Here is a 23,247-nt window from a genome sequence, read left to right as displayed (position 1 = left end):
TCCGGATGAGCCTTGTCCCATGCCCGACGTGCTACCAGGAGCCGTGATTTGAATATGACAACAGAGCACGAGTTGCCCGTGTCGATGCGGGCAGGTCAGGTGGCTCGGCAGTCGGTATTTCCCCTGGTGCTTATCGTCAGCCTGTTCTTTCTGTGGGGTATCGCCAACAACCTCAACGACGTCTTGATCGCCCAGTTCAAGAAGGCTTTCGTCCTCAACGATTTTCGCGCTGGACTGGTGCAGAGCGCGTTCTATCTTGGGTACTTCCTGGTGGCGATGCCGGCGGGCATGTATATGCGGCGCTTCGGTTACAAGAGTGCGGTGGTGTTTGGGCTTGCGCTCTACGGTATCGGTGCGCTGTTGTTCTGGCCGGCGGCGGAGCTGCGTACGTATGGGTTCTTTCTGTTCGCGTTGTTCGTAATCGCCAGTGGTTTGGCTTTTCTCGAGACGTCGGCCAATCCCTTTGTCACCCTGTTGGGGCCGCGCGAGACGGCGACCCAGCGACTCAACCTTGCCCAGGCTTTCAATCCACTCGGATCGATAACCGGCATCCTGGTCGGGCAGCATTTCATCTTCTCGGACGTCGAGCATTCTTCTGCGCAACTGGCCGCGATGAGCGAAGCGGGCAGGGCTGCCTACCTGGCGCAGGAGACCGGCGCGGTGCAGCTGCCTTACCTGGTGATCGGCGTGGTGGTGCTGAGCTGGGGGCTGCTGATCCTGCTGACGCGCTTTCCGTCGGCGCACGTTGTGGACGACGCGACCCCGGCGGCGAGCGACGGCGTATTGAAGCGCTTGCTGCGTGACCGTCGCTTCACCTGGGCCTTGCTGGCGCAGTTCTTCTACGTAGGCGCGCAGGTCGGTGTTTGGAGTTACCTGATTCGCTACGTGCAGGCCGCCATGCCGGGTACGCCCGCCAAGGCGGCAGCCAACTTCCTGACGGCATCGCTGGTGTGCTTCATGTGCGGACGCTTCGCGGGCGGTGCGCTGATGAAGTACTTCGCACCGCGACGTCTCCTGGCGACGTTCTCCGCGATCAACATCGCACTCACCGGGTTCGCCATCCTGCTTCCCGGCAACGCAGGTGCCTGCGCGCTGGTGGCGTGTAGCTTCTTCATGTCGGTGATGTATCCCACCATCTTCGCGCTTGGCGTGGAGGGGCGTGGCGACGACGAGCGCAAACTCGGCTCCGCGATGCTCGTGATGACCATCATCGGCGGCGCAGTGCTCACTGCTGCGATGGGCGCCGTGTCCGACGCAGCCGGTATCGCCAAGGCCATGGTGGTGCCGGCACTGAGCTTCGCCGTGATATGGCTATTCGCCCATCGCCAGCAGGCTAACGCCGCCGTGGGGCACTGAGCATGCCTCGCCTGTACTTCGCTCTGGACCTGAAGGACGATCCCGTCTCGATCGCCGAATACGAGCGCTGGCATCAACCCGAACATATCTGGCCGGAAATCGTTGCCTCGATACACACTGCTGGCGTCACTGGCATGGACATTTTCCGCACCGGCAATCGATTGGTGCTGATGATGGATGTGCCGGACGATTTTGACGGTGCGGCCAAACAGGCCGCCGATGCCGCCAACCCACGCGTGCAGGCTTGGGAGGCGCTCATGAACACCTTCCAGCAGCCGCTGCCGTGGGCCAAGCCCGGGCAGAAATGGATGCCGATGAGCCGGATCTTCTCGCTGGCGGAATGCAAGCCGCGCTGAGGCTTGTGTTAGAGCCTGTTCAATTCAAATCGGCGCAGTTTTCTCCCGGATGTGCTGATCCCCTGCGAGGTAGCGACTCGGTGGCGCACCGAGCACTCGCCGGAACGCTGCCGTAAACGCGCTGGTACTTCCATACCCCAACTCGATCGCCACCTGCGTGATGGACTCTCCACGACCGAGGCGGGTGAGCGCTGCCAGCAGACAGGCCTGTTGGCGCCAGGCGGCGAAGCTCATGCCGGTTTCGTAGCGGAAGATGCGGGTGAAGCTGCGCCGGCTCATGCCGGCTTTGTCGGCCATGGCATCGATGTCGATTTCCAGGGCGGGCGCGTCGAGCATTGCGCGGCATAGGCGGCGCAGTCGCGGCTCGCTCGGCAGTGGTGTGTTGAGGGCGAGTGTGGGCATGGCGCGGATTTCATCGAGCAGCAATGCCATCACGCGTCCGTCGCGTCCGTCGAGTTCGTACTCGGCGGGGAGGTCGACGGCTTCCTGCAGCAGTTCGTGAAGCAGGGGCGATACGGAAATGACCTGGCAATGCGTGGAGAGGTTTGCCGCTTCGGCGGCTTCGCGCCGGATATAAGCGCTGCGTGTGCTTACCGCACCATCCATGTGTACTTCGTGCATCACGCCGATAGGAATCCACAGTGCCCGGCGGGGAGGCACCACCCAGCTGCCCTCGGGCGTGATCACCTTGACCACACCCTTGGCGGCATACAGCAACTGGTTGCGCTTGTGGGCGTGGGCAGGCAGGACGAAGTGTGCGGGGAACTCGTTGCCGGTGGCGACGACGTCGCGGGGCGTGTCTTCGTACTGAGTGACCTGGGTTTGGCGCATGTTTGGCCCAAATTCAATAATGATTGACCCAGTGGCGCATACGGGCCGACAGGCATCAATTTAAGGTGCCTACCTTGTCGTGGCAATGGCCACGGATTCGCTTCCTCGTCCCCTCAGGTACCCCATGCAAACCCGCGTTGAAGAAGTCTCGTTGTCGCCTTCGTCGTCCAGCCGGCAGGAGCACGTTACGGAGTTCGGCATCCTGGGTGCGATCAGCTTTTCGCATCTGCTGAACGACATGATTCAGTCGCTGATTCTGGCGATCTACCCGATCCTCAGTGCCAGCTTTCATCTGAACTTCGCGCAGGTCGGTCTGATCACACTGACTTACCAGATCACCGCCTCGCTGTTGCAGCCGGTGGTGGGCATGGTCACCGATCGCAAGCCGATGCCTTACTCCTTGCCCATCGGTATGGGTTTCACATTGTGTGGGCTGTTGTTGCTGGCGACGGCGCCGAACTTTCCGGTGCTGCTGCTGGCCGCTGCACTGGTCGGCACGGGTTCCTCGGTGTTCCATCCCGAATCGTCACGCGTAGCGCGCATGGCATCGGGTGGCCGGCATGGCATGGCGCAGTCGTTGTTCCAGGTGGGCGGCAACACGGGCGCTTCGCTGGGGCCGTTGCTGGCAGCCTGGATCATCGTGCCGAACGGACGGGGCAGTGTGGCGTGGTTCTCGCTGGCAGCGCTGCTTGCCATCGTGGTGTTGTTGCAAGTGAGTCACTGGTATCGCGAGCATCATGCGGTTCGCGGCAAGGCCAAGGCACATCATGCGTTGCAAGTGTCGCTGACACGCGGGCAGGTGATGGGTTCGCTATTAGTCCTGGGGTTGCTGATCTTCTCCAAGTATTTCTACCTGGCGAGTATCAGCAGCTATTACACCTTCTATTTGATTCACAAGTTCGGCGTGTCGGTGCAGAACGCGCAGACGCACTTATCGGTGTTCCTGTTCGCCGTGGCCGCCGGCTCGTTGGTGGGTGGGCCGGTAGGCGATCGCATCGGGCGCAAGTGGGTGATCTGGGTGTCCATCCTCGGCGCCGCGCCGTTCACCTTGCTGCTGCCGCATGTCAATCTGATGTGGACCGGCGTGCTCACGGTGGTGATCGGCTTGATCTTGTCTTCGGCCTTCTCGGCGATCCTGGTCTACGCGCAGGAATTGATTCCGGGGCGTGTCGGCATGATCTCCGGGCTGTTCTTCGGTCTCGCCTTTGGCATGGGGGGCATCGGCGCTGCCGTGCTCGGGCGTCTCGCCGATGCGCATGGCATCGACTACGTCTACCAACTGTGTGCGTACCTGCCGCTGCTGGGCATGATTACGGTGTTTCTGCCGAATTTGGAGCGACCGCGCCGCACGGCTTGAGCTGCTTGTGTAGGAGCGCACCCTGTGCGCTCCTACAAGGGCTCAGCCCGCTGTGATGACAACGGGCTCGGGCTCCAACCGCACACCAAACTTCGCCTGCACGCCCTCAATCACCCGCTGAGCGAACGCCCAAAGCTGCGGCCCGGTGGCATGCCCATGATTGACCAGCACCAATGCATGCCGGTTGGAAATGCCGGCATCGCCTTCGCGCTGCCCCTTGAAGCCCGAAGCTTCGATCAGCCATGCAGCGGAGAGCTTCCAGCGACCGTCGCTGCCTGGCCAGGCGGCCAGTTCGGGATGCGCATCCTTCAGCGCTTCGCCCACGGACGCATCGACGATGGGATTCTTGAAAAAGCTGCCGGCGTTGCCGATCACGGCGGGGTCGGGGAGTTTCCTGGTGCGCAGATGCACCACGGCTTCCGCTACGTGGAAAGGCGCGGGCTTGTCGACGCCCATGCGCGCGAGTTCCTCGCGAATGCCGGCGTAATCCAGGCGAAGTTCGCGTGAGCGGGGCAGGGCAAAGCGCACGGCAGTGACGATGTAACGTCCAGGCTGGTGCTTGAACACGGAGTCACGATAGGCAAAAGCGCAGGCTGCGCGATCGAGTATGGCGACGCGCTGCTCCAGCGTGTCCCAAGCCTCCACGCTTTCGATGAACTCGGCGACCTCGGTGCCATAGGCGCCGATATTCTGGATGGGCGCGGCGCCGACCGTGCCGGGAATCAGGATGAGGTTTTCCAGGCCGGCGAACCCTTGGCCCAGCGTCCAGCGCACAAAGTCGTCCCAGCGTTCGCCAGCGGCGACGGCGATGCGCGCCACGTCGCCGTCCTGTTCGACGTGCACGCCGCGGGTAGCCATGGCTACCACGGTGCCGTCGAAGTCGCCGGTAAAAAGGATATTGCTGCCTTCGCCCAACACTAGGAGCTTGCCGTTACGTACGGCGGGAAACTCGAGCAACTCGGGAAGTTTGGCGGCCTCGCGCACTTCGGCGAGCAGCTTGGCGCGCGCGTCCACGCGCAAGGTGTTGCGGGCGGCGAGCGAGGCATTCTCGAACAGCGTATAGCCACCCATCTCCGTTCGCTCCGCTGGCATGTCGATGCGATCAGCCAGCATGGGTGTCCTCGCGTTGGCGGCGAATCTCGTCCACGCATTCGGCGATCAGTTGTGGGCCGCGATAGACCATGCCGGTGTACAGCTGTACCAGCGCGGCACCCGCTTCGATCTTATCGGCGGCATCGCTGCCATCGAGGATGCCGCCCACGCCGACGATGCCCAGGTGATCGCCCAGGCGTTTGCGCATGCCGCGCAATACAGCGGTGGAACGTACGAATAGCGGCTTGCCGGAAAGGCCGCCGGTTTCGTTGCCGTGTGGATCGCTCGCCACGGCAGCGTGGTCGATGGTGGTGTTGGTGCAGATCACGCCGTCCACTTTGGCGGCCAGCAGCACTTCGGCGATGGCGTCGAGTTCGGTTTCGGTGAGGTCGGGCGCGATTTTCAGCAGCATCGGTTTGCGCGCACCGCTTTGCGAACCGATTCGCTCCTGCGCTTCGCGCAAGGTTTCGATAAAGCGGCGCAAGGTGGCTTCTTCCTGCAGGTCGCGCAGCCCCTGCGTGTTGGGCGAGGAGATGTTCACCGTGATGTAGCTGGCGTGCGGATAGACGCGCTCCAGGCAGAATAGGTAATCGTCCACCGCTTTCTCGTTCGGTGTGTCCTTGTTCTTGCCGATGTTGATGCCGAGTACGCCGCGATAGCTGGATTGCTGCACGTTGCGCACCAAGGCATCGACGCCGGCATTGTTGAAGCCCAGTCGATTGATCACCGCTTCATGATTCGGCAGGCGGAACATGCGCGGCTTGTCGTTGCCGGGTTGCGGGCGCGGCGTGGTGGTGCCGACTTCGACGAAGCCGAAGCCGAGCGCGCCCAGCGCATCGAGGTGATCAGCGTTTTTGTCCAAGCCGGCGGCCAGGCCGACCGGATTGGGAAAGCGGATGCCGAAGGCTGTGGTCGGTAACTCGGCCGGCGGCTTGGCGGCCAGGTGCAGGAAGTTGCTGCGATGAGCTACGTCCAGGCCGTACATGGTCGCGCGGTGCGCCGTTTCCGCGTCGAGCGCGAACATTAAGGGTCGGATGTATTTGTACATTTTTAGCCCGGATGGCCCACGTAAACGCGGGTGTCGTAGTCAAGACTTACCTTGCCGTGTTCGGTGCAGGCGTCGAACAGTTCGCGCAGCGCCTGCAACATCGGCTGATGCATGGGATCGCCGGCGACGGGCGCATAGGACGAGGACATCAGGCGGCCGCGCAGGCCGTCGAAATCCAGCAACTGCCGATGCTCGAAGCTGGCGGTCCCGCGATAGCCTTCGCCGAACCACTGGCGCATGCGCAGCTCGTCGGCATAGCGCTCGGCCACGCTGGTGTAGTCGGTGCCGTAGTTCTTCAGAAGGGCCTCGTAGCCTTCCAGGAACCGCGTGCCGGTGAGCCGGCGGCTGTTCCAGTAGACCGCGACGAGCCCTTGAGGTCGCAGGATGCGATGGAATTCGCGGCGCGTGGTTTCCTCGTCGAACCAGTGAAAGGCCTGCGCCACCGAGATCAGATCCACGCTGTGCGCGGCGAGGCCGGTGGCATCGGCGCGGCCAGCGAGCGAACGGAAGTTCTTGTCGCGGCCCAGCCAGTGTTCGGCGGCGGTGCGCATCGCGACATTCGGCTCCACCGCGATCACGTGGTAGTCCGCATCCAGAAACAATTTGCTGGAGATGCCGGTGCCTGCGCCAATGTCGGCGACCAGCCAGCGCGGGGTCACGCCGTGCTCGCTTTGCAGCCATCGCAGCAACGCATGCGGGTAGTCAGGCCGGTAGCGGACATAGTCCTCGACGCGGTTGCTGAAACGCTCAGTAGCTTGCAGATCGTTCATGGCATTCATCCCGTCAGCGATGGGCGGCCGTCGACGCACAGTTAGCTTGGCGTGCATCACGGAGTAGCCGGTTATCGGTAGGGGACCACTTGGGGCGCCCGGTCTTGAAGACCAGGCGCCCCGTGATGCACTTACAGGTCGAACTTGATGCCCTGCGCCAGCGGCAGGGCGTTCGAATAATTGATGGTGTTGGTCTGGCGACGCATATAGACCTTCCACGCATCCGAGCCTGATTCGCGACCACCGCCGGTTTCCTTCTCGCCACCAAACGCACCGCCGATCTCGGCGCCCGAGGTGCCGATATTGACGTTGGCGATGCCACAGTCCGAACCGGCTGACGACAGATACTGCTCCGCCGACTTTAGATTCTGCGTGAAGATGGCCGAGGACAGGCCCTGGGGCACCGCGTTCTGCAGCTCGATGGCTTCATCGAGCGTCTTGAACGTCATGACGTAGAGAATCGGCGCGAAGGTTTCGGTCTGCACCACCTCATCACCGTTCTTCAGGCCGGTGACGATGGTGGGCAACACGAAATGGCCCTTGCGGTCGTTGAGCGCCGCACCGCCGGTGCGCACCGTGCCGCCGCTGGCCTTGGCCTTGTCAACCGCGGCCAGATAGGCATTCACAGCCTCTTTGCTGTTGAGCGGGCCCATCAGCGTGGTGGCCAGGGTCGGATCGCCGATCTTGCCTTCCACCTGCTTGTACGCGGTGATCAGCTTGTCGGTGACCTCGGCGGCAATCGCCTCGTGCACAAACAGGCGGCGCGTGGTGGTGCAGCGCTGGCCGGCCGTACCGACGGCACCGAACACGATGGCCGGGATCGCCAGCTTCAGGTCCGCCGTCTCGTCCACCACGATGGCGTTGTTGCCGCCCAGTTCCAGCAGCGAGCGGCCCATGCGCTGCGCCACACGCTCGCCGACCATGCGGCCGACCTTGGTGGAGCCGGTGAAGCTGATCAGCGGAATGCGCTTGTCGTCGACGAAGGCCTGCGACAGGTCGGTGCCGGCGTCGTTGAACAGGAAGAACAGATCCGGGAAGCCACCGTCCTTCAGCGCCTGGTTGCAGATCTTCAGGGTCGCGATAGCCGACAGCGGCGTCTTCGGCGACGGCTTCCAGATGCAGATATCGCCGCAGATGGTGGCCAGGAAGGCATTCCACGCCCACACCGCCACCGGGAAGTTGAACGCGCTGATGATGCCGACCAGGCCCAGCGGCTGGTACTGCTCATACATGCGATGGCCCGGGCGCTCCGAGTGCATGGTGTAGCCATAAAGCATGCGGCTCTGGCCCACCGCGAAGTCGGCGATGTCGATCATCTCCTGCACTTCGCCGTCACCTTCGGGCTTGATCTTGCCCATCTCCAGCGCGACCAGCGAACCCAGGGCGTCCTTATGCTTGCGCAGCGCTTCGCCGCACAGGCGCACGGCTTCGCCGCGCTGCGGGGCGGGGGTGACGCGCCACACTTTGAAGGCTTCCTGGGCGCGCTTGACGATGGTTTCGTAGTCGGCGGCGCTGGAGGCATGCACGGTGCCGATCACCTCGCCGGTGGCCGGGTTCACCGGCTGCAATGCGCCGGCATCGGTGGTCTTGGACCATTCGCCCTGGCCGAGATACGAGCCCGAGTGGTCGTTGCCGAGACCGAGCGCCTTGAGGATATCGTGGGACATGCGTGCTCCTGAGCCTTGGCGCCGTGTGGCGCTAATGGATGAAAGAGGGGAATTCTAGCAGGAGGGCCCGTAAGCGCCTGCTCCCCGCCTTTGCTCTCTCTCCCATCCAGGGAGAGGGTTGAAGGGGGCGGGTGCTCGCACGAACGCGGCGCCTGCGCGCCCTTCGGGGCCTGATCGTCCAGCCCTCACCGCCGCACCGGGGCCCCGGAGATCAGGAGTAAAAGCACTGCGCGCTGACCGGGGGCATCCCAGTACTTCCGCCCTATACGCTGAACTTCGATCCATCCCCTGGGTCGTTTTATGCGGCCGGTCCGGAGCGTTCGCTGCCGTGATCGTCGTCCGGGCAGTCGAGCCATGGGGTGGGTGATGAAACGTGTTGTCTTTGCCGGGTGGGTCGTGGGCGTGTGTTGTGTGTGGTCGCTGGCGGCGAGTGCTGCGGGAAGCGGGCCGAGTGAGGTGGGGGTGCGCGATGTGGAGAATATCTGGAGTAGGGCGTTCGTTACGGGTGATGCCAAGGCGCTGGACGACTTGCTCGACCCGGCCTACGTTTCGGTGAGCACGAATGGAGTGTCTCGTCCGAAGGGGGAGATCATCGCTGCGGCGAGTCGCTTCGCTGCCGAGCATCCGAATACGCCGATCAGTCCGCTGCCGCCGACGTCGACTATCAGTCTCAAGGGCGATACGGCTGTGGTAACCCATCACGGGGCGCAGGAAACCTCGGTGGATGTTTTCTATTACCGCCAGGGGCATTGGCATGCGTGGTATTCCCAGCACACCAAGGTGACGCCGGTGTCATGAGTGGCACGTGCGGGGACTTGGGTTTCGCGTCGCCACGGTGCATCGCCTATACTTTCGCGGCCTCGTTGTTTGTGCCGCATCGGTGCATGAGGCGATCCGCCCCCGTAGCTCAGTTGGATAGAGCGTCCCCCTCCTAAGGGGAAGGTCGTACGTTCGAATCGTATCGGGGGCACCATTCGCAGGTTTCCGCGGGCCGGCTATGCCGGCCCGCGGCCGTTTCGGACTATGCGCATGGCGGCAGGCGTCACGAAACGCCGACAATCTCTCGACAACCATGCATAGCGCTGGGTTACGCATGGCGTGCATTCAACGAGGGAGCTATGACCACGACGTCGCGGCCGGCTGTATTGCTCAGGATCACCGCTGGATTATTCGTCCTTCTTGGCTCGGCCCTCGCCGTCGGCGGTGCCTGGTTACTGTGGCTTGGTGGTTCGCCTTATTACCTGGTGGTGGGTCTGGCTGTAACCTTCACTGGTTGGCTGACCTGGCGGCAGCGCCGACTTGCGCTTGGGTTGTATGCGCTGGTGTTGCTGGGGACGGTGTTGTGGTCTCTGTTCGAGGTGCGTTTCGACGGGTGGCAGCTGGTGCCGCGTATCGCACTTTGGTTTGCTCTCGGTGTGTGGCTGTTGCTGCCCTGGGTATCGCGATGGCTGACGGTGGAGTCGCGGCCAGCGTTGCGCTGGGCGGATCGCAGGTTGCCGCTGTGGGTGGCGGTTGGCGTCACGGTCGTCGTGGGCGTGGTGGCCTGTTTCACCGACTACTACACGCTGGCTGGCGAGGTACCTGCGGCCAGCATGACGGCGGCCGAGCCGGCCGATGGCGCCGGCACGTCGCCGAACGATTGGATCGCGTACGGGCGTTCCGGCTACGGCGATCGTTATGCGCCGGCCACGCAGATCACGCCGGCCAATGTCGCGCAATTGCAGATGGCCTGGACCTTCCATACTGGCGATCTGAAAGGGCCCGGCGATCCGACCGAGATCGCCAATGAGGTCACGCCGTTGAAGGCGAACGGCATGCTGTACCTCTGCACACCGCACCACATTGTGATCGCGCTCGATCCGGATACCGGCAAAGAGCTGTGGCGTTTCGATCCCAAGATCCATCGCGATGCCAAGACCTATCAGCACATGATTTGTCGCGGCGTGGCCTATCATGATTCCGGCGCTTACGCGGCACAGGCTGCCGGCGATGGTTCGGCGGCGAACGCCGTGCCTGAACCGGCCAAGCCGACACCGAAGGGCGCCGTGGCGGCTGAAGCGATTCATTTCGACAGCTGCCCACGCCGCATCTTCGCACCGACGGCCGATGCCACCCTTGTCGCGATCAACGCCGACAACGGCCAGCCCTGTACGGATTTTGGCGACCACGGTGTCATCGGCCTGTACCAAGGGATGTCGACGGCCCAGCGCGGCTTCCTCCATTCGACGTCGCCGCCGGTGGTGACGCGCAACGTGTTGATCGTCTCGGCTAGTGTCACCGACAACGATTCCAACGGCGAACCGCCCGGCGTGATCCGCGGCTACGACATCACCACCGGGCAGCTCTTGTGGAACTGGGATGCGGCCAACCCCGACGAAACCGCGCCGCAGCCATCGGGGCAAACGTACAAGCTCAACTCGCCCCATGCCTCGAGCGTGTCCAGCGTCGACGAGAAGCTGGGGCTGGTCTATATCCCGATGGGTAACCAGGCGCCGGACAGGCGCGGCCGCTATCGCCATCCCGAAGGCGATCGCTTCAACAGCGCCATCGTTGCGCTCGACGTTGCCACCGGTAAATTGCGCTGGGTTTACCAGACCGTGCACCACGATCGGTGGGACATGGGTATCGGCGGCCAGCCCAGCCTGGTCGATATCGACACGCCGAACGGCAAGACGCCGGCGCTGGTGGCTGCGGCCAAGCGCGGCGACATCTTTGTGCTCGATCGTCGCGACGGCAAGCTGATCGTGCCGGCGCCGGAGCAGCCGGTACCGCAAGGCGCGGCCGAAGGCGAGCCCACGTCGCCGACGCAGCCGTTCTCGGAACTCAGCTTCAAGCCGGAACGTTCCCTGCGCGAGAGCGACCTGTGGGGCACCAATCCCTATGACCAGCTGATGTGCCGCATCAAGTTCAAACGGCTGCGCTACGACGGCATCTCCACGCCGCCGTCCGAGCAAGGCTCGCTGGTGTACCCCGGCAATGACGGCGTGTTCGACTGGGGCGGCGTGGCGATCGATCCAGCGCGGCACCTGATCATTGGCAATCCCAGCTACATGGCATTTGTGTCGGAGCTGTACACCCGTAGCCAGGATGACGCCAAGAACGTCAACAAAGGTGGCGCCAGCAGCGAGCATGGTTTGCAACCGATGACAGGCACGCCGGTCGCGGTCGAGTCGACGCCGCTGCTGTCGCCGCTCGGTATGCCGTGTCAGGCGCCGCCGTGGGGCTACGTGGCCGCGGTCGATCTGAAAACCATGAAGAAGGTGTGGATGCACAAGAACGGCGCGGTAGTTGTCAACGCAGCGTTGTCGATTTCACTGCCGCTGGGTGTGCCCAGCCTTGGCGGACTGATGACGACCGGCGGCGGTGTGGCTTTCATGGGCGCCACGCTCGACGACTACCTGCGCGCCTACGACGTGCGCACGGGCAAGAAGCTATGGGAGTCGCGTTTGCCGGCGGGAGGGCAAGCCACACCGATGAGCTATATCTCCGACAAAACCGGCCGCCAGTACGTGGTGATCATGGCGGGCGGGCATGGCTCGTCGGGCACCAAGATGGGCGATTCGTTGATCGCTTACGCATTGCCAATCGCGGAAATTGGCGAGGCCGCCAAACGCTAGCTGTGGAAGCTCAATCGGTCTCCGCATTGCATAGATGCGGGAGATCTGCCCTGGCGAGACGATCCGTTCGTAGCATACGCGCCGCCTCTTCGCGTCACTACCAAGGCATGCCGCGCCTGGGCTTTTTTTGCGCCAGTGTAGGGCGCCTGTCGGCACCATTCACTCGGGCCATCCATGGCCCTCACCCTTCGGGCGGCTAACGCCGTGCAAACCGGCAGTCCTGCCGGTTTGTCGCGCACAGGGTGTGCTCCTACAAGACCTGGCCGGCGATAGGCCGGCCAGGTCTCGCATCCATCAGAACGCCATGTCGACTGACAGGAAGCCCTGTCGTGGCGAACCCGTCAGCAGCGACTGGAACGTGCCGGTCGGGTCGCTGGTGGTGAAGCCGTTGCTGTCGATGGTGGCGATGTATTTCTTGTTGAACAGATTGCTCACGTTCAACGACACCTTGAGGTTCTTGGCGAAGCCGACATTCTTGCGCTCCCACGACAGGCCCGCGTCCCACAGCCAGAAGCCGGCGATGCGTTGGTCGTTGACGAAGGTGTAGTAGCGGGCGCCGGTGTACTTGGTGCCGAGCGTGGCCCGAAGGTTGCCTGACAAGATCTGGCCAAACTTATATGACAGCTCGCTGGCGAACATCTGCTTGGGCGAATCCACCACGGTCTTGCCCTTGGCCGGAATCAGCGCGCCGTTGTCGACGTAGTTGTCCTTGTACTTGGCGTCGTTATAAGTGGCCGAGTTGAACCAGCGCAGCGAATCGGTCGGCTGCCACACGAAGGTGAACTCGGCACCCTTGGAGTTGACCTTGCCCACGTTGGCGATCTGGTTGGGGCAGCTCACCACGCCGGCGCAAGGCACGATCACCAGCAGGCGGTTCTTGAAGTCGATGTTGTACAGCGCCAGCGAGGACTGGATGGTGTGGTCGACGTAGCGCACACCCAGTTCGCTGTTGCTGGAACGCTCCGGGTGCAAGGTGTTGCGCAGGCTGTCGAAGGTCGCCTGGTTGGTCGACCACGCGCCGTTGGCGCCCGGCTCGAATGCGTTCTGGTTCATCGAGAACGAAGCAAAGGTTTCCCAGCCATTGCCGAGTTCGTAGTTGGCGCCGATCTGCGGCAGAAAATCGCTCTCGGCTTTCAGTGCACCGCTGGCGCGGCCCGGCAGCAGGGCAACGGCATTGGTGGTGACGTTGTGGCCCTTGAAGCCGTAGTCGATGCGCAGCGCATCGTTCATCAGCGACCAGCTGTCCTGCAGGTACCACTGGCGGGTCAGCGTCTTGAAGCGCTGGCGGAATTTGGCGTGGTAGTACGTGTCGTAGGTGCGGTCCTGGTCGATCGGGCCGGACAACGGGTTCGGTTGGAAGCTGCGCGCGATGGTGTACTGGCTGTCCTCGAACCAAAAGCCGCCTTCGAGGTGATGGCTGCCCAGGTCGTAGGACATGGAATTGACCATGCCGCCGCGCGTCATCAGATAGTGCGACAGGCGCAGCGCGATCGGCGCATCACCCGGTGCGGGCGTGTAGGGCAGGTCGGAGACCGGTGCGAACCAGTGGCCCTGGCCCAGATCATGGTGGTAGTACGGCTGCAGGTTCAACGTAAGGCGGTCGTTGAGGAAGAACTCGCCCTTCACCGACACGATCTCGTCGTTACGGATGCCATTGCCGTTGTAGTAGGTATCGTCCGCCGTCTGCACGCAGCCGCTGTACTTGCCGTTGGCGATATCCACCGCGCGCTGCCAGTCCGGTGCGAGGTAGTCGAAGTTGTAGCCGCAGCGCTTGAGCGTATCTTTCGACAAGTCGAGGTAGGGCTGCTCGATACGGCGCACCACGTCGAGCAGGCCGGTGACGCGACCGCCAGTCCATTCGTACATGGCTTTCGTATTGAGCTGCTTCTGGGTCTGGCTGTCGTCGCCTTTCCATTTCGGCGCATCGACATACATACCGGAGATATAGCCGCTGAAGCCGCCAAGGCTGCCGGTATCGGCGCGGATGTAGCCGCGCTTGAAGCCGTAGGAACCGCCGGTGGCGTTGACGCGCACGCCGGGCGTGGTGCTCGGGTTGTCGGTGTACAGCTGCACGGTGCCGCCGAGGTTGCTGGTGGAGGCGGTACCCAGCGCGCCGGAGCCCTGCGAGAGTTCCAGCTCGGAGAGGTTTTCGCTGATCCATGCGCGCGTCACGCTGAGGCCGTCACCCGAGTGGTAATCGGTATTGCCCATCGGGATGCCGTCCAGCGTGTAGCCCAGCTGCGTGTGGTTGAAGCCACGCAGGCTGATGCGCGAGGACCACTCGTCCGTACCGAACGGATCGTTGGAGACGAAATGCACGCCCGGCATGGTCTGCAGCATCTGGATCGGGCTGGTGCCCGGAACGGCCTGGTCGATCTGGGTCTTATCGATCTGCTGCACCTGGCGCGTGGCGTTCTGGCCGACCACCGAGATCGTCTCCAGCACCTTGGCATCCTTCGCGGCCGGCGCGCTGGCATCGGCGGCGGCAGACAGGCTGGTGTCGTCGGTGGCGTGTACAAGCAGCGGAAAGGTAGCGAGCAGCGCAAGGCAAAGCGAAGTACGGGGCAGCTTCATATCGGGCCTTAAAGATGGATGGTTGGTTGGCGTCTGCGGCAGGCAGGCACGCGTCGACGACGCATCGCATTCCAGCCGACGCGGGTTGCATGGTCGTTTAGCGGTGATTGCGCGATGCCTTCGCGGAGGCGACATGCAGGGGCGGTTGTCTAGACCGGAAGGCCCTGACCCCATGACGGCACCTGATGAGCGTCAAATCTCAGCTACGCGGGCTATGGGCTCCCTCCTTGCGACCGAAGGAAGTCCCCGTGGGACTCGCAGGGGAGGGGTGAGTACTTGAGAAAGCGTTTCGGGAGAGGTCTTTGCTCGTGATCCCGGCAGGACACTTTATAGGTTTTATTTAGATTGCACGCCGTAGCGCGCTGCTTGAGCAAAGATTTCCCCAGCAGATCAGCACGGCGATCTCTTTGAGCGGTATTTCGACGTGGCTAAACGACGTATCGGGTCTGCGCCTCAACCGCTTTGTTGCGTTCGAAACAGCATGGGCGGATTTCGCCGACTTCACACGGCGTTTCGAAAACTCACCATCGACCTTGGAGGAAACATGAAAACCCGTATTGATTCATATGTCGCCGGAGCGCGGCGCGAAAAATTCCTGCTGCTCGGTTTGCTGGCTGCTTCGACGGCTGCGCTGACGCTGCTTCCCACGAATAAAGCTGAAGCCCATGGCTACATCAGCTCACCGAAGTCGCGCGCCGTGCTGTGCTCCGCCATCGGCGGTAACGTGAACACCAACTGCGGCAGCTACCAGTATGAGCCGCAGAGCATCGAGTATCACCCGCAGAACTCCTCCTATCACTACCCGAGTACAGGGGCCGCCTGCAGCGGCAGTTTCGTCCAGTGCGGCCCGGCTAACGGTTGGATCGCATCGGGCGGCAATGGCGGCAGCTACGGGGGCATCAACGAGCAGACCGCTACGCGCTGGCACAAGAACCGCATCGCTCCCGGTCAACACACCTTCACTTGGACTTACACGGCGCGACACCCGGTTGCCTACCAGGAGTTCTACATCACCAAGAACGGTTGGAACCCGAACGAACCCCTGTCACGCGACTCCTTCGAACTGACGCCGATTGCCCACTTCGACGGCGGCAACGTAATGCCCGGCCCTTCGACCGATCGCCAGGTGACCATTCCTGCCGATCACAGCGGCTACCACGTCATTCTGGCTACCTGGAAGGTGGCTGATACGCCGGCGACGTTCTACCAGGTGATCGACGTCGACATCGATAACGGCACCCCGCCGGAGTGGAACATCATCGGTTCGATGCATCCGGAACCGCTGCTTCCTGGCGATAAGGTCGGTGTGCGCGTGTTCACCAATCAGGGCGACCAGACGCCTCCGGGCACCATGCTCACGATCGACAGCGAGGAACTGGGTCAGGCCAACGTTTGGCCACACGCGCTGGCCACCCAGCTCAACCGGATGAGCAATGCACTTCGATTCAGCACCGGTGTGCTCAACGATGAGGGCCGAGTGGTGCCCAACTACGGCCAGAACAACTTCTACGTGCGCCCTGATAGCAAGGTGACTCGCGTGGAAGTGGTCAAGCACATCGCTGATATGCCCACCACGCTGCGCCTGACCGGCCTGCAGGACAGCTACACGATTGCCGACGGCCAGGTGAACCTGCACTTCAACGCCATCGCTGAAGGCAACGAGAGCTACACCATCAACGCTACGGTGTTCGACGCCAAGGGCACGCCAGTCGCTTACAAAGAAGGCGCACAGGGCGACAGCAGCCCGCACTTCATGATCGCGCTGAAAGACGCAGCCCCCGGCACGTACGACATCGCCGCGGTCGCCACCGTCGACGGCGAGTCCAAGGCACAGGCCGCGCACCGCTTCATCGTGGAGCAACCCGCCGGCGGCGGCGACTACGACCATGTGTTCCCGGCCGGTCTCGGTCAGTACACCGCCGGCACCAAGGTGCTGCAGCCGAAGGACGGCAAGGTTTACGAGTGCAGGCCTTTCCCGGAGTCGGGCTTCTGCAAGCAGTGGAGTTCCAGCGCCAACGCCTTTGAACCGGGTGTAGGCCATGCCTGGCAGAGTGCCTGGATACGCAAGTAAGCATTGACGCTGAACCCGCCGCACCATCCGCATGCAACGACAAGGATTGGAGCAACCTGAAGAGTGAAAGCCGGCAGCCTCGCTGCCGGCTTTTTTTACTTGCTAAGAGCCTGTTCAAAATCTCTGGTTCTGTATTGAACGGGGCTCGCCCTCTGCGCGCGGAGGTAGGCCTTTGGTTTCTTGCTTTGATGTTGGGTTATCGCGACCTGGCCGCCTACGCAGCGGGCGTTCCGCCTCGCTGCCGCGAGTCGGGTCACTTTCTCTTTGCTGGCCCAAAGAGAAAGTAACCCAAGAGAAATGGCCTCAGAGCAGGCGGTGGGCTCTGTAGCTGCACGTTTTCCAGTGTCAGGCGTCGGGATGGTTTTCCGATGTGTCGCCTTGCTTAGCTTTCGTCTCTCTCCGTCTTGCGCGGGAGATTTCGAGAGGGCGAGCCTCTTGGTAACGCCGCGCTTCCAACGTCTGGCACTGGAAGAGGCCTGGCTACGAAGCGCGCCGCACGCTCTCAGACCCTTTCTCTTTGGTTACTTTCTCTTTACTCCGGGCATCCATGCCCTCCGCCCTTCGGGCCAGCTGCGCTGTTCGCACCCGCTCCTGCGGGTGCGTGGGTCAGCAAAGAGAAAGTGACCCGGGCGCCGGCAGGCGTTCGGAATGCCCGCTGCATAAGCGGCCAGGTCGCGATAACGCATCGATTGCTGCGAACACAGAACAAATCCCTCAGCACCGCTGCATATATGCCTGCGTAGAGATTTTGAACAGGCTCTTGGCCCGAAATACAGCCGACCGATACCACCAACCCTCAGAACGACCGATTACCACCAACCCATACATTCCGCACAATCGGCAATCCATTCACCGAACCCATGCGCACCAGGTCGGCGCGCAGCCCGACCTTGAGCTGTCCGCGATCCTTGAAGCCAAGCGCGCGTGCGGGATTGGAGGACACCGTAGCCATCGCCCGTGGCATCGACCAGCCGGCTTGGCTGTGCAGCAGGAAGGCGCCGTGCAGCAGGCTGGCCGGCACGTAGTCGGAGGAGAGCATGTCGAGGCGATCGGAAGCGGCTAGTGCCAGCGCGGCGATGTTGCCGGAGTGAGACCCGCCGCGCACCACGTTGGGCGCGCCCATCACCGTGGTAAGGCCGAGCTTGCGGGCGGCGTCGGCCGCTTCTTGCGTGGTGGGGAATTCCGAGATGCTGACGCCGATGCGGTGTGCGTGTTCGACCTGGGCGGTGTCGGTGTCGTCGTGGCTGGCGAGCACCATGTTCTGCCCCTTAGCCATGTCGAGCACGGCCTGTTCGTGGCGTGCGCTATAGGTCGCCTGCTGCTCGGCCCGCTGCTTGATCATGTTGGCGAATTCGTCTTCGGTCCAGCTCGTGTGGTTCTTGCTGTAGTACTTGCGGTATTGCTGGATGTCGCGGTACTGGCGCTGGCCCGGGGTGTGATCCATCAGCGACAAAAGGCGCACGCTGCTGTGGCGCATCAGCGGTTCCAGCGTTTCGATCAGGCGCGGGTAGGCCAGTTCGCAACGCAGATGGATCCAGTGATCGGCACGCAGCGCGCCGCTGTCCTGGCCGGCGAGGATTGCATCGTAGGTGCTGCGCAGGGTTTCGATGCGCACGCTTTCTTCTTCGAGATCGCCGACCGACAACGCATCGAACACCGTCGTGATGCCAGCGGCGACCACTTGTGCGTCATGTGTGAGCACGGCCGGCAGCGAAGGCCACAGCACGCCGGCACGCGGCATCAGGTGTTTTTCCAGGTTATCGGTGTGCAGCTCGATCAGGCCGGGGACGACGTAATCGCCGTCGCAATCGATGGCGCCCGGGGCTTGGGTCGAGCCTTCGTCGATGAGGCGGATGAAACCGTTGCGGGCGATCAGGGTGCCGTGCAGCACGCGGTCGTCGAGCACGATGTTGGCGTTGGTAAGGACGAGGTCGTTCATGGGTTCGTCAATCAAGTAAGGATCAGGCCAGCGCCATCGGGCGCATCGGGAAAAGACGGGTGGCAACGCGGTCGCGCATGTCTTCGTCGTGGAAAATGCCGAGCACGGCGGAACCCGCGTTGCGAGCTTCCTCCAGCAATTGGGCAACCACCTGACGATTCCCGGCGTCGAGCGAGGCGGTGGGTTCGTCAAGCAATAGCAGGGGGCGCGGCACGATCAATCCGCGCGCGATATTCACGCGCTGCTGCTCGCCGCCGGAGAACGTGCCCGGCGGCAGTGGCCACAGTCGCTCCGGCACATTAAGGCGGTGCAACAGCGCGCTCGCTTGTTGTCGGGCATCTTCGACGGAAACACCTGCACCGATCAGCGGTTCGGCCACGATATCCAGCGCCGGCACGCGGGGAATCACACGCAGGAACTGGCTGACGTAGCCGAGGGTGCGTCGGCGCACGTCCAGCACCTGATGCGGCGTGGCCTCGGCCAAATCGAGCCAGTTGCCGTCGTGGCGCACGCGCACCGCACCGCGGCTGGTGCGGTAGTTGGCGTAGATCACCCGCAGCAGCGTGCTCTTGCCGGCGCCGGAGGGGCCGGACAGCACGACGCATTCGCCGGCATGCAAGGTGAGGTCGATGTCGTCGAGTACGTCCAGCCGCGTATCGCGTTGCTGGTGGAGTTCGAAGGACTTGGCCAGCCCGCGGAGTTCGAGCATGGCCGGTGAGGCGATGGCAGCGGTCATGTGGTGAGCACCGAGGAAACGAGTAGTTGGGTGTAGGCGTGCTGTGGGTCGTCGAGGATCTGGTCGGTCAGGCCGCTTTCCACCACATGCCCGCCCTGCATCACGATGGTGCGTGCGGCGAGCAGCCGCGCCACGGCGAGATCGTGGGTGACCATGATCGCGGCCAGTCCCAGCTCGTTCACCAGCCGACGCAGCAGGTCCAGGATGCGCGCCTGCACGGAGACGTCGAGGCCGGCGGTGGGCTCGTCCATAAAGACCAGGCGCGGCTGCGTCACCAGCGTGCGGGCGATCTGCAGGCGTTGCTGCATGCCGCCGGAGAAACCGGTCGGCGCGTCGTCGATGCGGGCAGGGTCGATCTCCACCCGCTCCAGCCAGCCGCGCGCGATGTCGCGTAGGCGGCCATAGTCGCGTTGGCCCAGGGCCATCAGCCGCTCCGCCACGTTGGCACCGGCGCTGACATTCAGGCGCAGACCGTCGCGCGGGTTCTGCGTGACGAAACCCCATTCCTCGCGCGCCAGGCGGCGCCGATCGGCTTCGCTCAGCGCGCCGAGATCGAGCCAGTCGCCGTTTTTCTGGTGATAGTGGACGGCGCCGGCCGTCGGTGTGAGCTGTGCCGCCACGGTATTGAGCAGCGTGGATTTGCCTGAGCCGGATTCACCCACGATGCATAGCAGCTCGCCGGGATGCAGATCGAAGCTCACGTTTTCGCAGCCGATGCGCCGGCCGTAGTGATGGCTCAGTCCACGCACTTGCAGCAGGGCGCTCATGCGGCCTCCTCGGTCGCCGCGTTATCGCTGCGCTGGCTGCAATAGTCGGTGTCGGAGCAGACGAACATGCGCGTGCCGCGATCGTCCACCACGACTTCATCGAGGTAGCTGTCGCCTGCGTTGCAGATGGCGCAACGGTGTTCCCAGCGCTGGATCTCGAACGGGTGATCGTCGAAGGCCAGGCTTTCCACGCGCGTATACGGCGGGATGGCGTACAGGCGCTTCTCGCGGCCAGCGCCGAACAGCATCAGTGCGGGTGAGCGGTCGAGCTTGGGGTTGTCGAACTTCGGAATAGGTGAGGGCGAGGTGAGAAAGCGGCCGTCCACCATCACGGGGTAGTCGTAACTGGTGGCGATGTGGCCGTATTGGGCAATGTCTTCGTACAACTTCACGTGCATCAATCCATAGTCGGCGAGCGCATGCATCGTCCGCGTCTCCGCCTCGCGAGGTTCCAGCGTGCGCAGCGGTTCGGGCTCGGGCACCTGGAACACCAGCAGTTGATCTTCCCGTAGCGGTGTTTCAGGAATGCGATGGCGGGTCTGGATGACGCTGGCGTCGGCGGTGCGTTCGGTGGTCGCCACCCCGGCCACGCGGCCAAAGAAGCGGCGGATGTTGACGGCATTGGTGGTGTCGTCGGCGCCCTGGTCGATCACTTTGAGCACGTCGTTCGGACCCAGCAGGGCGGCGGTAACCTGGATGCCGCCGGTGCCCCAGCCGTAGGGCAAGGGCATTTCGCGGCTGCCGAACGGCACCTGGTAGCCGGGGATCGCCACGGCTTTCAGTAGGGCGCGGCGCAGCATGCGCTTGGTGTTTTCGTCGAGGAAGCCGAAGTTATAGGCGTTGCTGTTGTAGGTGCTGCTCACGACAAGGCCTCCTGCCCGGCGCTGGCTTTCCGTTGCTGGGCACTGAGCGTGCGCAGCAGTGACAGCTCGGCCTGGAAATCCACGTAGTGCGGCAGCTTCAGGTGCTGCACGAAGCCGGAGGCCTCCACGTTGTCCGAATGCGACAGCACGAACTCCTGGTTCTGTGCCGGGGCGTAGGCGGCTTCGCCCAGCTCGTCGCAACGCAGCGACCGATCGACCAGGGCCATCGCCATCGCCTTGCGTTCGCCTTCGCCCATGGTCAGGCCATAGCCGCGCGTGAACTGCGGCGGCACGCCGTTGCCGCCATGGAACTGGTTGATCATCTGGCACTCGGTGAGGGTGATTTCGCCGATCTCGATGGTGAAGCCCAGTTCTTCCGGGCAGATCAGCACATCGACCTCGCCCATGCGGATCTCGCCCGCGAACGGATGGCTCTCCGCGTAGCCGCGCTGAGTGGAATAGGCCATGCCGAGCAGGAAGCCTTCGTCGCCGCGCGCGAGATTTTGCAGGCGTGTGGCGCGGTCGGCGGGGAACATCAGCGGATCGCGGGTGAGGTCGGTGGGCTCCGGATCGCTGCCGGGATCGATGCGTTCGATTAGTGCCTCGGCGTCGAGCAGGTCGAGGACGCGGGGCATCGAAGCAGCAAGAGGTTCGTCGGCTTCCACGGTTTCGTTTTGTATGGAGGGACCGAACTCCAGCAGGCGCTGCGTGTAGTCATAAGTGGGGCCTAGCACTTGCCCGCCTGGGATGTCCTTGAACGTGCCGGAGACGCGGCGACGCACACGCATCGCCTGAGTCGTCAGCGGCTCGGTGTAACCGAAGCGCGGCAGGGTGGTGCGGTAGGCGCGCAGCAGGAAGATCGCTTCCTGCAGGTCGCCCGCGGCCTGGCGGATCGCCAGCGCCGCCAGCTCTTCGTCATACAGCGAACCTTCCTGCATCACCCGCGCTACGCCCAGGCGCAGTTGCTGGCGAATCTGCACCAGTTCCAGTTCCGGCACGGCGGTGTCGCCACGGCGCGCTTCGGCGAGCAGTTCCAGCGAACGGGCGATGGCCCGCTCGCCGCCTTTCACGGCAACGTACATTCAATCCTCCAGCTTGCGGGTCGTGCGCGGCAGCGCGAGAACGTTCTGCGCGGCGACGAAGTACAGATCGATGCCCAGCGGAAACCGCGGCGCCAGCGCGGCGCGTTCCGTCCAGAAGCGCTCCGGCAGACCGTCGATGCGCACACGCTCGGTGTCGCGGATGCCGGGGCCGGCGAAGCGGTAGCCGGTGCCGGGATGGAAGCCCTCCACTTGCAGCACCAGGCTGGCCGACCGATCCGGATAGCGCGAATCGCCCAGGGCAAACGCGGTCAGCGGTGGCATCGTTTGTGGGTCGCTGATGAGTGCGAAGTCGGCTTCGGCCGGTTCCTGTACCAGACGCGCGCCGGTATGGAAGCGCAGATGCTGCGCCAGTGCGTCATGGGGCTGCTGCAACCACACGGTGGTGCTCGTATCGCAAAGCGTCAGCAGCACGGCCATGGCAGCGGGCGTGGCCGGCGCGGGGGCGGGCGGCAGCACGGGCAAGGTGCGCGGCATGGCCGGGCGCGCCATGGCCTGCAGCAGTTCGCGGAAGTTGCGCTGGCTGTCGAAAACGGGGTGGTCGAAAGCGGCAAGCATCATTCGCCTCGCACCACGGTGAAGAATTCCACCTTACTCGCCGCGGCCTTGCGGCTGGCCGCTTCGCGACGGGCCTGCAGCGACTGGCGCAAAGGCTCCAGTACCTGCGCACTCAGCTGGGTGTGCTTGTCGCTGTCCTGCAGCCATGCGTCGGCGCAGGCCGCCAGCTCAGCGTGCCGCGTGTCGCCGCCGCGTACCCAGGCATGGCCGATGCGGCCGTCGATCTGCACGCTGCAGCGGGTGACGCTGACTTCGCCCAGATTGAATTGTGGGCCGGTGCCGCCAATGCGGCCGCGCAGCATGTACAGGCCGGTTTGCGGCGGACGCAGCCAAGTCGCATCGGCGGGCGGCGCGAGCGGCGCCATGGCGGCGGCCAGTTCGGCCGGTTCGGCTTGTGCCAGCAACGACATCCATTGCGGGCGCGCCAGGTGTGGAGAGGTGTCCATGTCTATTCCCGGGTTTGTCACAAATGTCTAGTTATCTAGACAGGGCGGAGCGCAGCACGGCTGGCTTCGTTGCGAAACATTCCAGCAGGCCAACGTGCC

19 protein-coding genes and 1 tRNA gene are annotated in these 23,247 nt (G+C 63.5%); 7 read left to right on the top strand and 13 right to left on the bottom strand.

The annotated features are described in order from the left end of the window. Window positions 1-54: 54 nt before the first annotated feature. Both fucP and OUZ45_RS00970 read left to right on the top strand, forming a co-directional pair. A complete protein-coding gene (gene fucP / locus OUZ45_RS00975; protein WP_266168335.1) occupies window positions 55-1,356 on the top strand; it encodes an L-fucose:H+ symporter permease in 1,302 nt (433 codons plus the stop codon). Between the two features lie 2 nt (window positions 1,357-1,358). Beyond that, complete coding sequence (locus OUZ45_RS00970; protein ID WP_266168002.1) at window positions 1,359-1,712, top strand: L-rhamnose mutarotase; 354 nt, start codon at window positions 1,359-1,361, stop codon at window positions 1,710-1,712. Window positions 1,713-1,736: 24 nt separating this feature from the next. Here the strand turns inward: OUZ45_RS00970 and OUZ45_RS00965 are convergent, their stop codons facing one another. Next, window positions 1,737-2,543, bottom strand: coding sequence for an AraC family transcriptional regulator (locus tag OUZ45_RS00965; protein ID WP_266168001.1), 807 nt, complete (start codon window positions 2,541-2,543; stop codon window positions 1,737-1,739). A gap of 124 nt (window positions 2,544-2,667) precedes the next feature. Between OUZ45_RS00965 and OUZ45_RS00960 the strand changes: the two genes are divergently transcribed. Then, the gene (locus tag OUZ45_RS00960; RefSeq protein ID WP_266168000.1) at window positions 2,668-3,900 is read left to right on the top strand and encodes an MFS transporter; all 1,233 of its coding nucleotides are present in this window, start codon (window positions 2,668-2,670) and stop codon (window positions 3,898-3,900) included. A 42-nt stretch (window positions 3,901-3,942) separates the two neighbouring features. Here OUZ45_RS00960 and murB read toward each other — a convergent pair whose 3' ends face one another. The 4 genes from murB to amaB form a co-directional block, all read right to left on the bottom strand. After that, window positions 3,943-4,971, bottom strand: coding sequence for a UDP-N-acetylmuramate dehydrogenase (murB, locus tag OUZ45_RS00955; RefSeq protein WP_266168334.1), 1,029 nt, complete (start codon window positions 4,969-4,971; stop codon window positions 3,943-3,945). 31 nt (window positions 4,972-5,002) lie between these two features. Next, on the bottom strand, window positions 5,003-6,040 hold the full coding sequence (locus OUZ45_RS00950) for a quinone-dependent dihydroorotate dehydrogenase (protein WP_266167999.1): 1,038 nt from the start codon (window positions 6,038-6,040) through the stop codon (window positions 5,003-5,005). 2 nt (window positions 6,041-6,042) lie between these two features. Further along, window positions 6,043-6,810 (bottom strand): class I SAM-dependent methyltransferase, encoded by a 768-nt coding sequence (locus OUZ45_RS00945; protein WP_266167998.1) that lies wholly within the window; start codon window positions 6,808-6,810, stop codon window positions 6,043-6,045. A 131-nt stretch (window positions 6,811-6,941) separates the two neighbouring features. Then, a complete protein-coding gene (amaB, locus tag OUZ45_RS00940) occupies window positions 6,942-8,477 on the bottom strand; it encodes an L-piperidine-6-carboxylate dehydrogenase (protein ID WP_266167997.1) in 1,536 nt (511 codons plus the stop codon). A gap of 366 nt (window positions 8,478-8,843) precedes the next feature. Here amaB and OUZ45_RS00935 point away from each other — a divergent pair, with 366 nt between their 5' ends. The 3 genes from OUZ45_RS00935 (at window position 8,844) to OUZ45_RS00925 (ending at window position 12,094) form a co-directional block, all read left to right on the top strand. Next, a complete protein-coding gene (locus OUZ45_RS00935) occupies window positions 8,844-9,275 on the top strand; it encodes a nuclear transport factor 2 family protein (protein WP_266167996.1) in 432 nt (143 codons plus the stop codon). Between the two features lie 98 nt (window positions 9,276-9,373). Then, a tRNA-Arg gene (locus OUZ45_RS00930) sits at window positions 9,374-9,450 on the top strand. Window positions 9,451-9,595: 145 nt separating this feature from the next. Then, the gene (locus OUZ45_RS00925; protein WP_266167995.1) at window positions 9,596-12,094 is read left to right on the top strand and encodes a membrane-bound PQQ-dependent dehydrogenase, glucose/quinate/shikimate family; all 2,499 of its coding nucleotides are present in this window, start codon (window positions 9,596-9,598) and stop codon (window positions 12,092-12,094) included. A gap of 294 nt (window positions 12,095-12,388) precedes the next feature. Here the strand turns inward: OUZ45_RS00925 and OUZ45_RS00920 are convergent, their stop codons facing one another. Continuing rightward, complete coding sequence (locus OUZ45_RS00920; protein ID WP_266167994.1) at window positions 12,389-14,668, bottom strand: TonB-dependent receptor; 2,280 nt, start codon at window positions 14,666-14,668, stop codon at window positions 12,389-12,391. A gap of 544 nt (window positions 14,669-15,212) precedes the next feature. On the opposite strand from OUZ45_RS00920, the gene gbpA reads away from it, so the two are divergent. Next, window positions 15,213-16,739, top strand: coding sequence for an N-acetylglucosamine-binding protein GbpA (gene gbpA / locus OUZ45_RS00915; protein WP_266167993.1), 1,527 nt, complete (start codon window positions 15,213-15,215; stop codon window positions 16,737-16,739). Between the two features lie 796 nt (window positions 16,740-17,535). On the opposite strand, the gene OUZ45_RS00910 is transcribed toward gbpA, so the two are convergent. Genes OUZ45_RS00910 through phnG form a run of 7 tightly spaced genes read right to left on the bottom strand, consistent with a single transcriptional unit; the run spans window position 17,536 to window position 23,148 of the window. Beyond that, complete coding sequence (locus OUZ45_RS00910; protein ID WP_266167992.1) at window positions 17,536-18,678, bottom strand: alpha-D-ribose 1-methylphosphonate 5-triphosphate diphosphatase; 1,143 nt, start codon at window positions 18,676-18,678, stop codon at window positions 17,536-17,538. A 22-nt stretch (window positions 18,679-18,700) separates the two neighbouring features. Next, window positions 18,701-19,414 carry a phosphonate C-P lyase system protein PhnL gene (phnL, locus tag OUZ45_RS00905; RefSeq protein ID WP_266167991.1) on the bottom strand — a complete coding sequence of 238 codons (714 nt, stop codon included), beginning with the start codon at window positions 19,412-19,414 and terminating at the stop codon, window positions 18,701-18,703. Further along, window positions 19,411-20,181 carry a phosphonate C-P lyase system protein PhnK gene (gene phnK, locus OUZ45_RS00900; RefSeq protein WP_266167990.1) on the bottom strand — a complete coding sequence of 257 codons (771 nt, stop codon included), beginning with the start codon at window positions 20,179-20,181 and terminating at the stop codon, window positions 19,411-19,413. Before phnK ends, phnL begins: the two co-directional genes overlap by 4 nt. Further along, window positions 20,178-21,044: an alpha-D-ribose 1-methylphosphonate 5-phosphate C-P-lyase PhnJ gene (locus OUZ45_RS00895; RefSeq protein ID WP_266167989.1), complete on the bottom strand. Its 867-nt coding sequence runs from the start codon at window positions 21,042-21,044 to the stop codon at window positions 20,178-20,180. Before OUZ45_RS00895 ends, phnK begins: the two co-directional genes overlap by 4 nt. After that, on the bottom strand, window positions 21,041-22,126 hold the full coding sequence (locus tag OUZ45_RS00890; RefSeq protein WP_266167988.1) for a carbon-phosphorus lyase complex subunit: 1,086 nt from the start codon (window positions 22,124-22,126) through the stop codon (window positions 21,041-21,043). Before OUZ45_RS00890 ends, OUZ45_RS00895 begins: the two co-directional genes overlap by 4 nt. Next, window positions 22,127-22,705 (bottom strand): phosphonate C-P lyase system protein PhnH, encoded by a 579-nt coding sequence (gene phnH / locus OUZ45_RS00885; protein WP_266167987.1) that lies wholly within the window; start codon window positions 22,703-22,705, stop codon window positions 22,127-22,129. After that, entirely contained in the window at window positions 22,702-23,148 is a 447-nt protein-coding gene (gene phnG, locus OUZ45_RS00880; protein WP_266167986.1) for a phosphonate C-P lyase system protein PhnG, read from the bottom strand. The genes phnH and phnG overlap by 4 nt, the downstream gene beginning before the upstream one ends. Window positions 23,149-23,247: the final 99 nt, after the last annotated feature.

It is taken from the genome of Dyella subtropica, from assembly GCF_026283965.1.
Lineage (GTDB): Bacteria > Pseudomonadota > Gammaproteobacteria > Xanthomonadales > Rhodanobacteraceae > Dyella_D > Dyella_D subtropica.
Note: the sequence above shows the minus strand (reverse complement) of the source record. Positions and strands in the feature narration are given on the sequence as shown.

What these genes read in the sequence shown, in the direction of transcription:
- fucP (WP_266168335.1), top strand. Translation starts at nt 55, where the DNA reads ATGACAACAGAGCACGAGTTGCCCGTGTCGATGCGGGCAGGTCAGGTG.
- OUZ45_RS00970 (WP_266168002.1), top strand. Translation starts at nt 1,359, where the DNA reads ATGCCTCGCCTGTACTTCGCTCTGGACCTGAAGGACGATCCCGTCTCG.
- OUZ45_RS00965 (WP_266168001.1), bottom strand. Translation starts at nt 2,543, where the DNA reads ATGCGCCAAACCCAGGTCACTCAGTACGAAGACACGCCCCGCGACGTC.
- OUZ45_RS00960 (WP_266168000.1), top strand. Translation starts at nt 2,668, where the DNA reads ATGCAAACCCGCGTTGAAGAAGTCTCGTTGTCGCCTTCGTCGTCCAGC.
- murB (WP_266168334.1), bottom strand. Translation starts at nt 4,971, where the DNA reads ATGGGTGGCTATACGCTGTTCGAGAATGCCTCGCTCGCCGCCCGCAAC.
- OUZ45_RS00950 (WP_266167999.1), bottom strand. Translation starts at nt 6,040, where the DNA reads ATGTACAAATACATCCGACCCTTAATGTTCGCGCTCGACGCGGAAACG.
- OUZ45_RS00945 (WP_266167998.1), bottom strand. Translation starts at nt 6,810, where the DNA reads ATGAACGATCTGCAAGCTACTGAGCGTTTCAGCAACCGCGTCGAGGAC.
- amaB (WP_266167997.1), bottom strand. Translation starts at nt 8,477, where the DNA reads ATGTCCCACGATATCCTCAAGGCGCTCGGTCTCGGCAACGACCACTCG.
- OUZ45_RS00935 (WP_266167996.1), top strand. Translation starts at nt 8,844, where the DNA reads ATGAAACGTGTTGTCTTTGCCGGGTGGGTCGTGGGCGTGTGTTGTGTG.
- OUZ45_RS00925 (WP_266167995.1), top strand. Translation starts at nt 9,596, where the DNA reads ATGACCACGACGTCGCGGCCGGCTGTATTGCTCAGGATCACCGCTGGA.
- OUZ45_RS00920 (WP_266167994.1), bottom strand. Translation starts at nt 14,668, where the DNA reads ATGAAGCTGCCCCGTACTTCGCTTTGCCTTGCGCTGCTCGCTACCTTT.
- gbpA (WP_266167993.1), top strand. Translation starts at nt 15,213, where the DNA reads ATGAAAACCCGTATTGATTCATATGTCGCCGGAGCGCGGCGCGAAAAA.
- OUZ45_RS00910 (WP_266167992.1), bottom strand. Translation starts at nt 18,678, where the DNA reads ATGAACGACCTCGTCCTTACCAACGCCAACATCGTGCTCGACGACCGC.
- phnL (WP_266167991.1), bottom strand. Translation starts at nt 19,414, where the DNA reads ATGACCGCTGCCATCGCCTCACCGGCCATGCTCGAACTCCGCGGGCTG.
- phnK (WP_266167990.1), bottom strand. Translation starts at nt 20,181, where the DNA reads ATGAGCGCCCTGCTGCAAGTGCGTGGACTGAGCCATCACTACGGCCGG.
- OUZ45_RS00890 (WP_266167988.1), bottom strand. Translation starts at nt 22,126, where the DNA reads ATGTACGTTGCCGTGAAAGGCGGCGAGCGGGCCATCGCCCGTTCGCTG.
- phnH (WP_266167987.1), bottom strand. Translation starts at nt 22,705, where the DNA reads ATGATGCTTGCCGCTTTCGACCACCCCGTTTTCGACAGCCAGCGCAAC.
- phnG (WP_266167986.1), bottom strand. Translation starts at nt 23,148, where the DNA reads ATGGACACCTCTCCACACCTGGCGCGCCCGCAATGGATGTCGTTGCTG.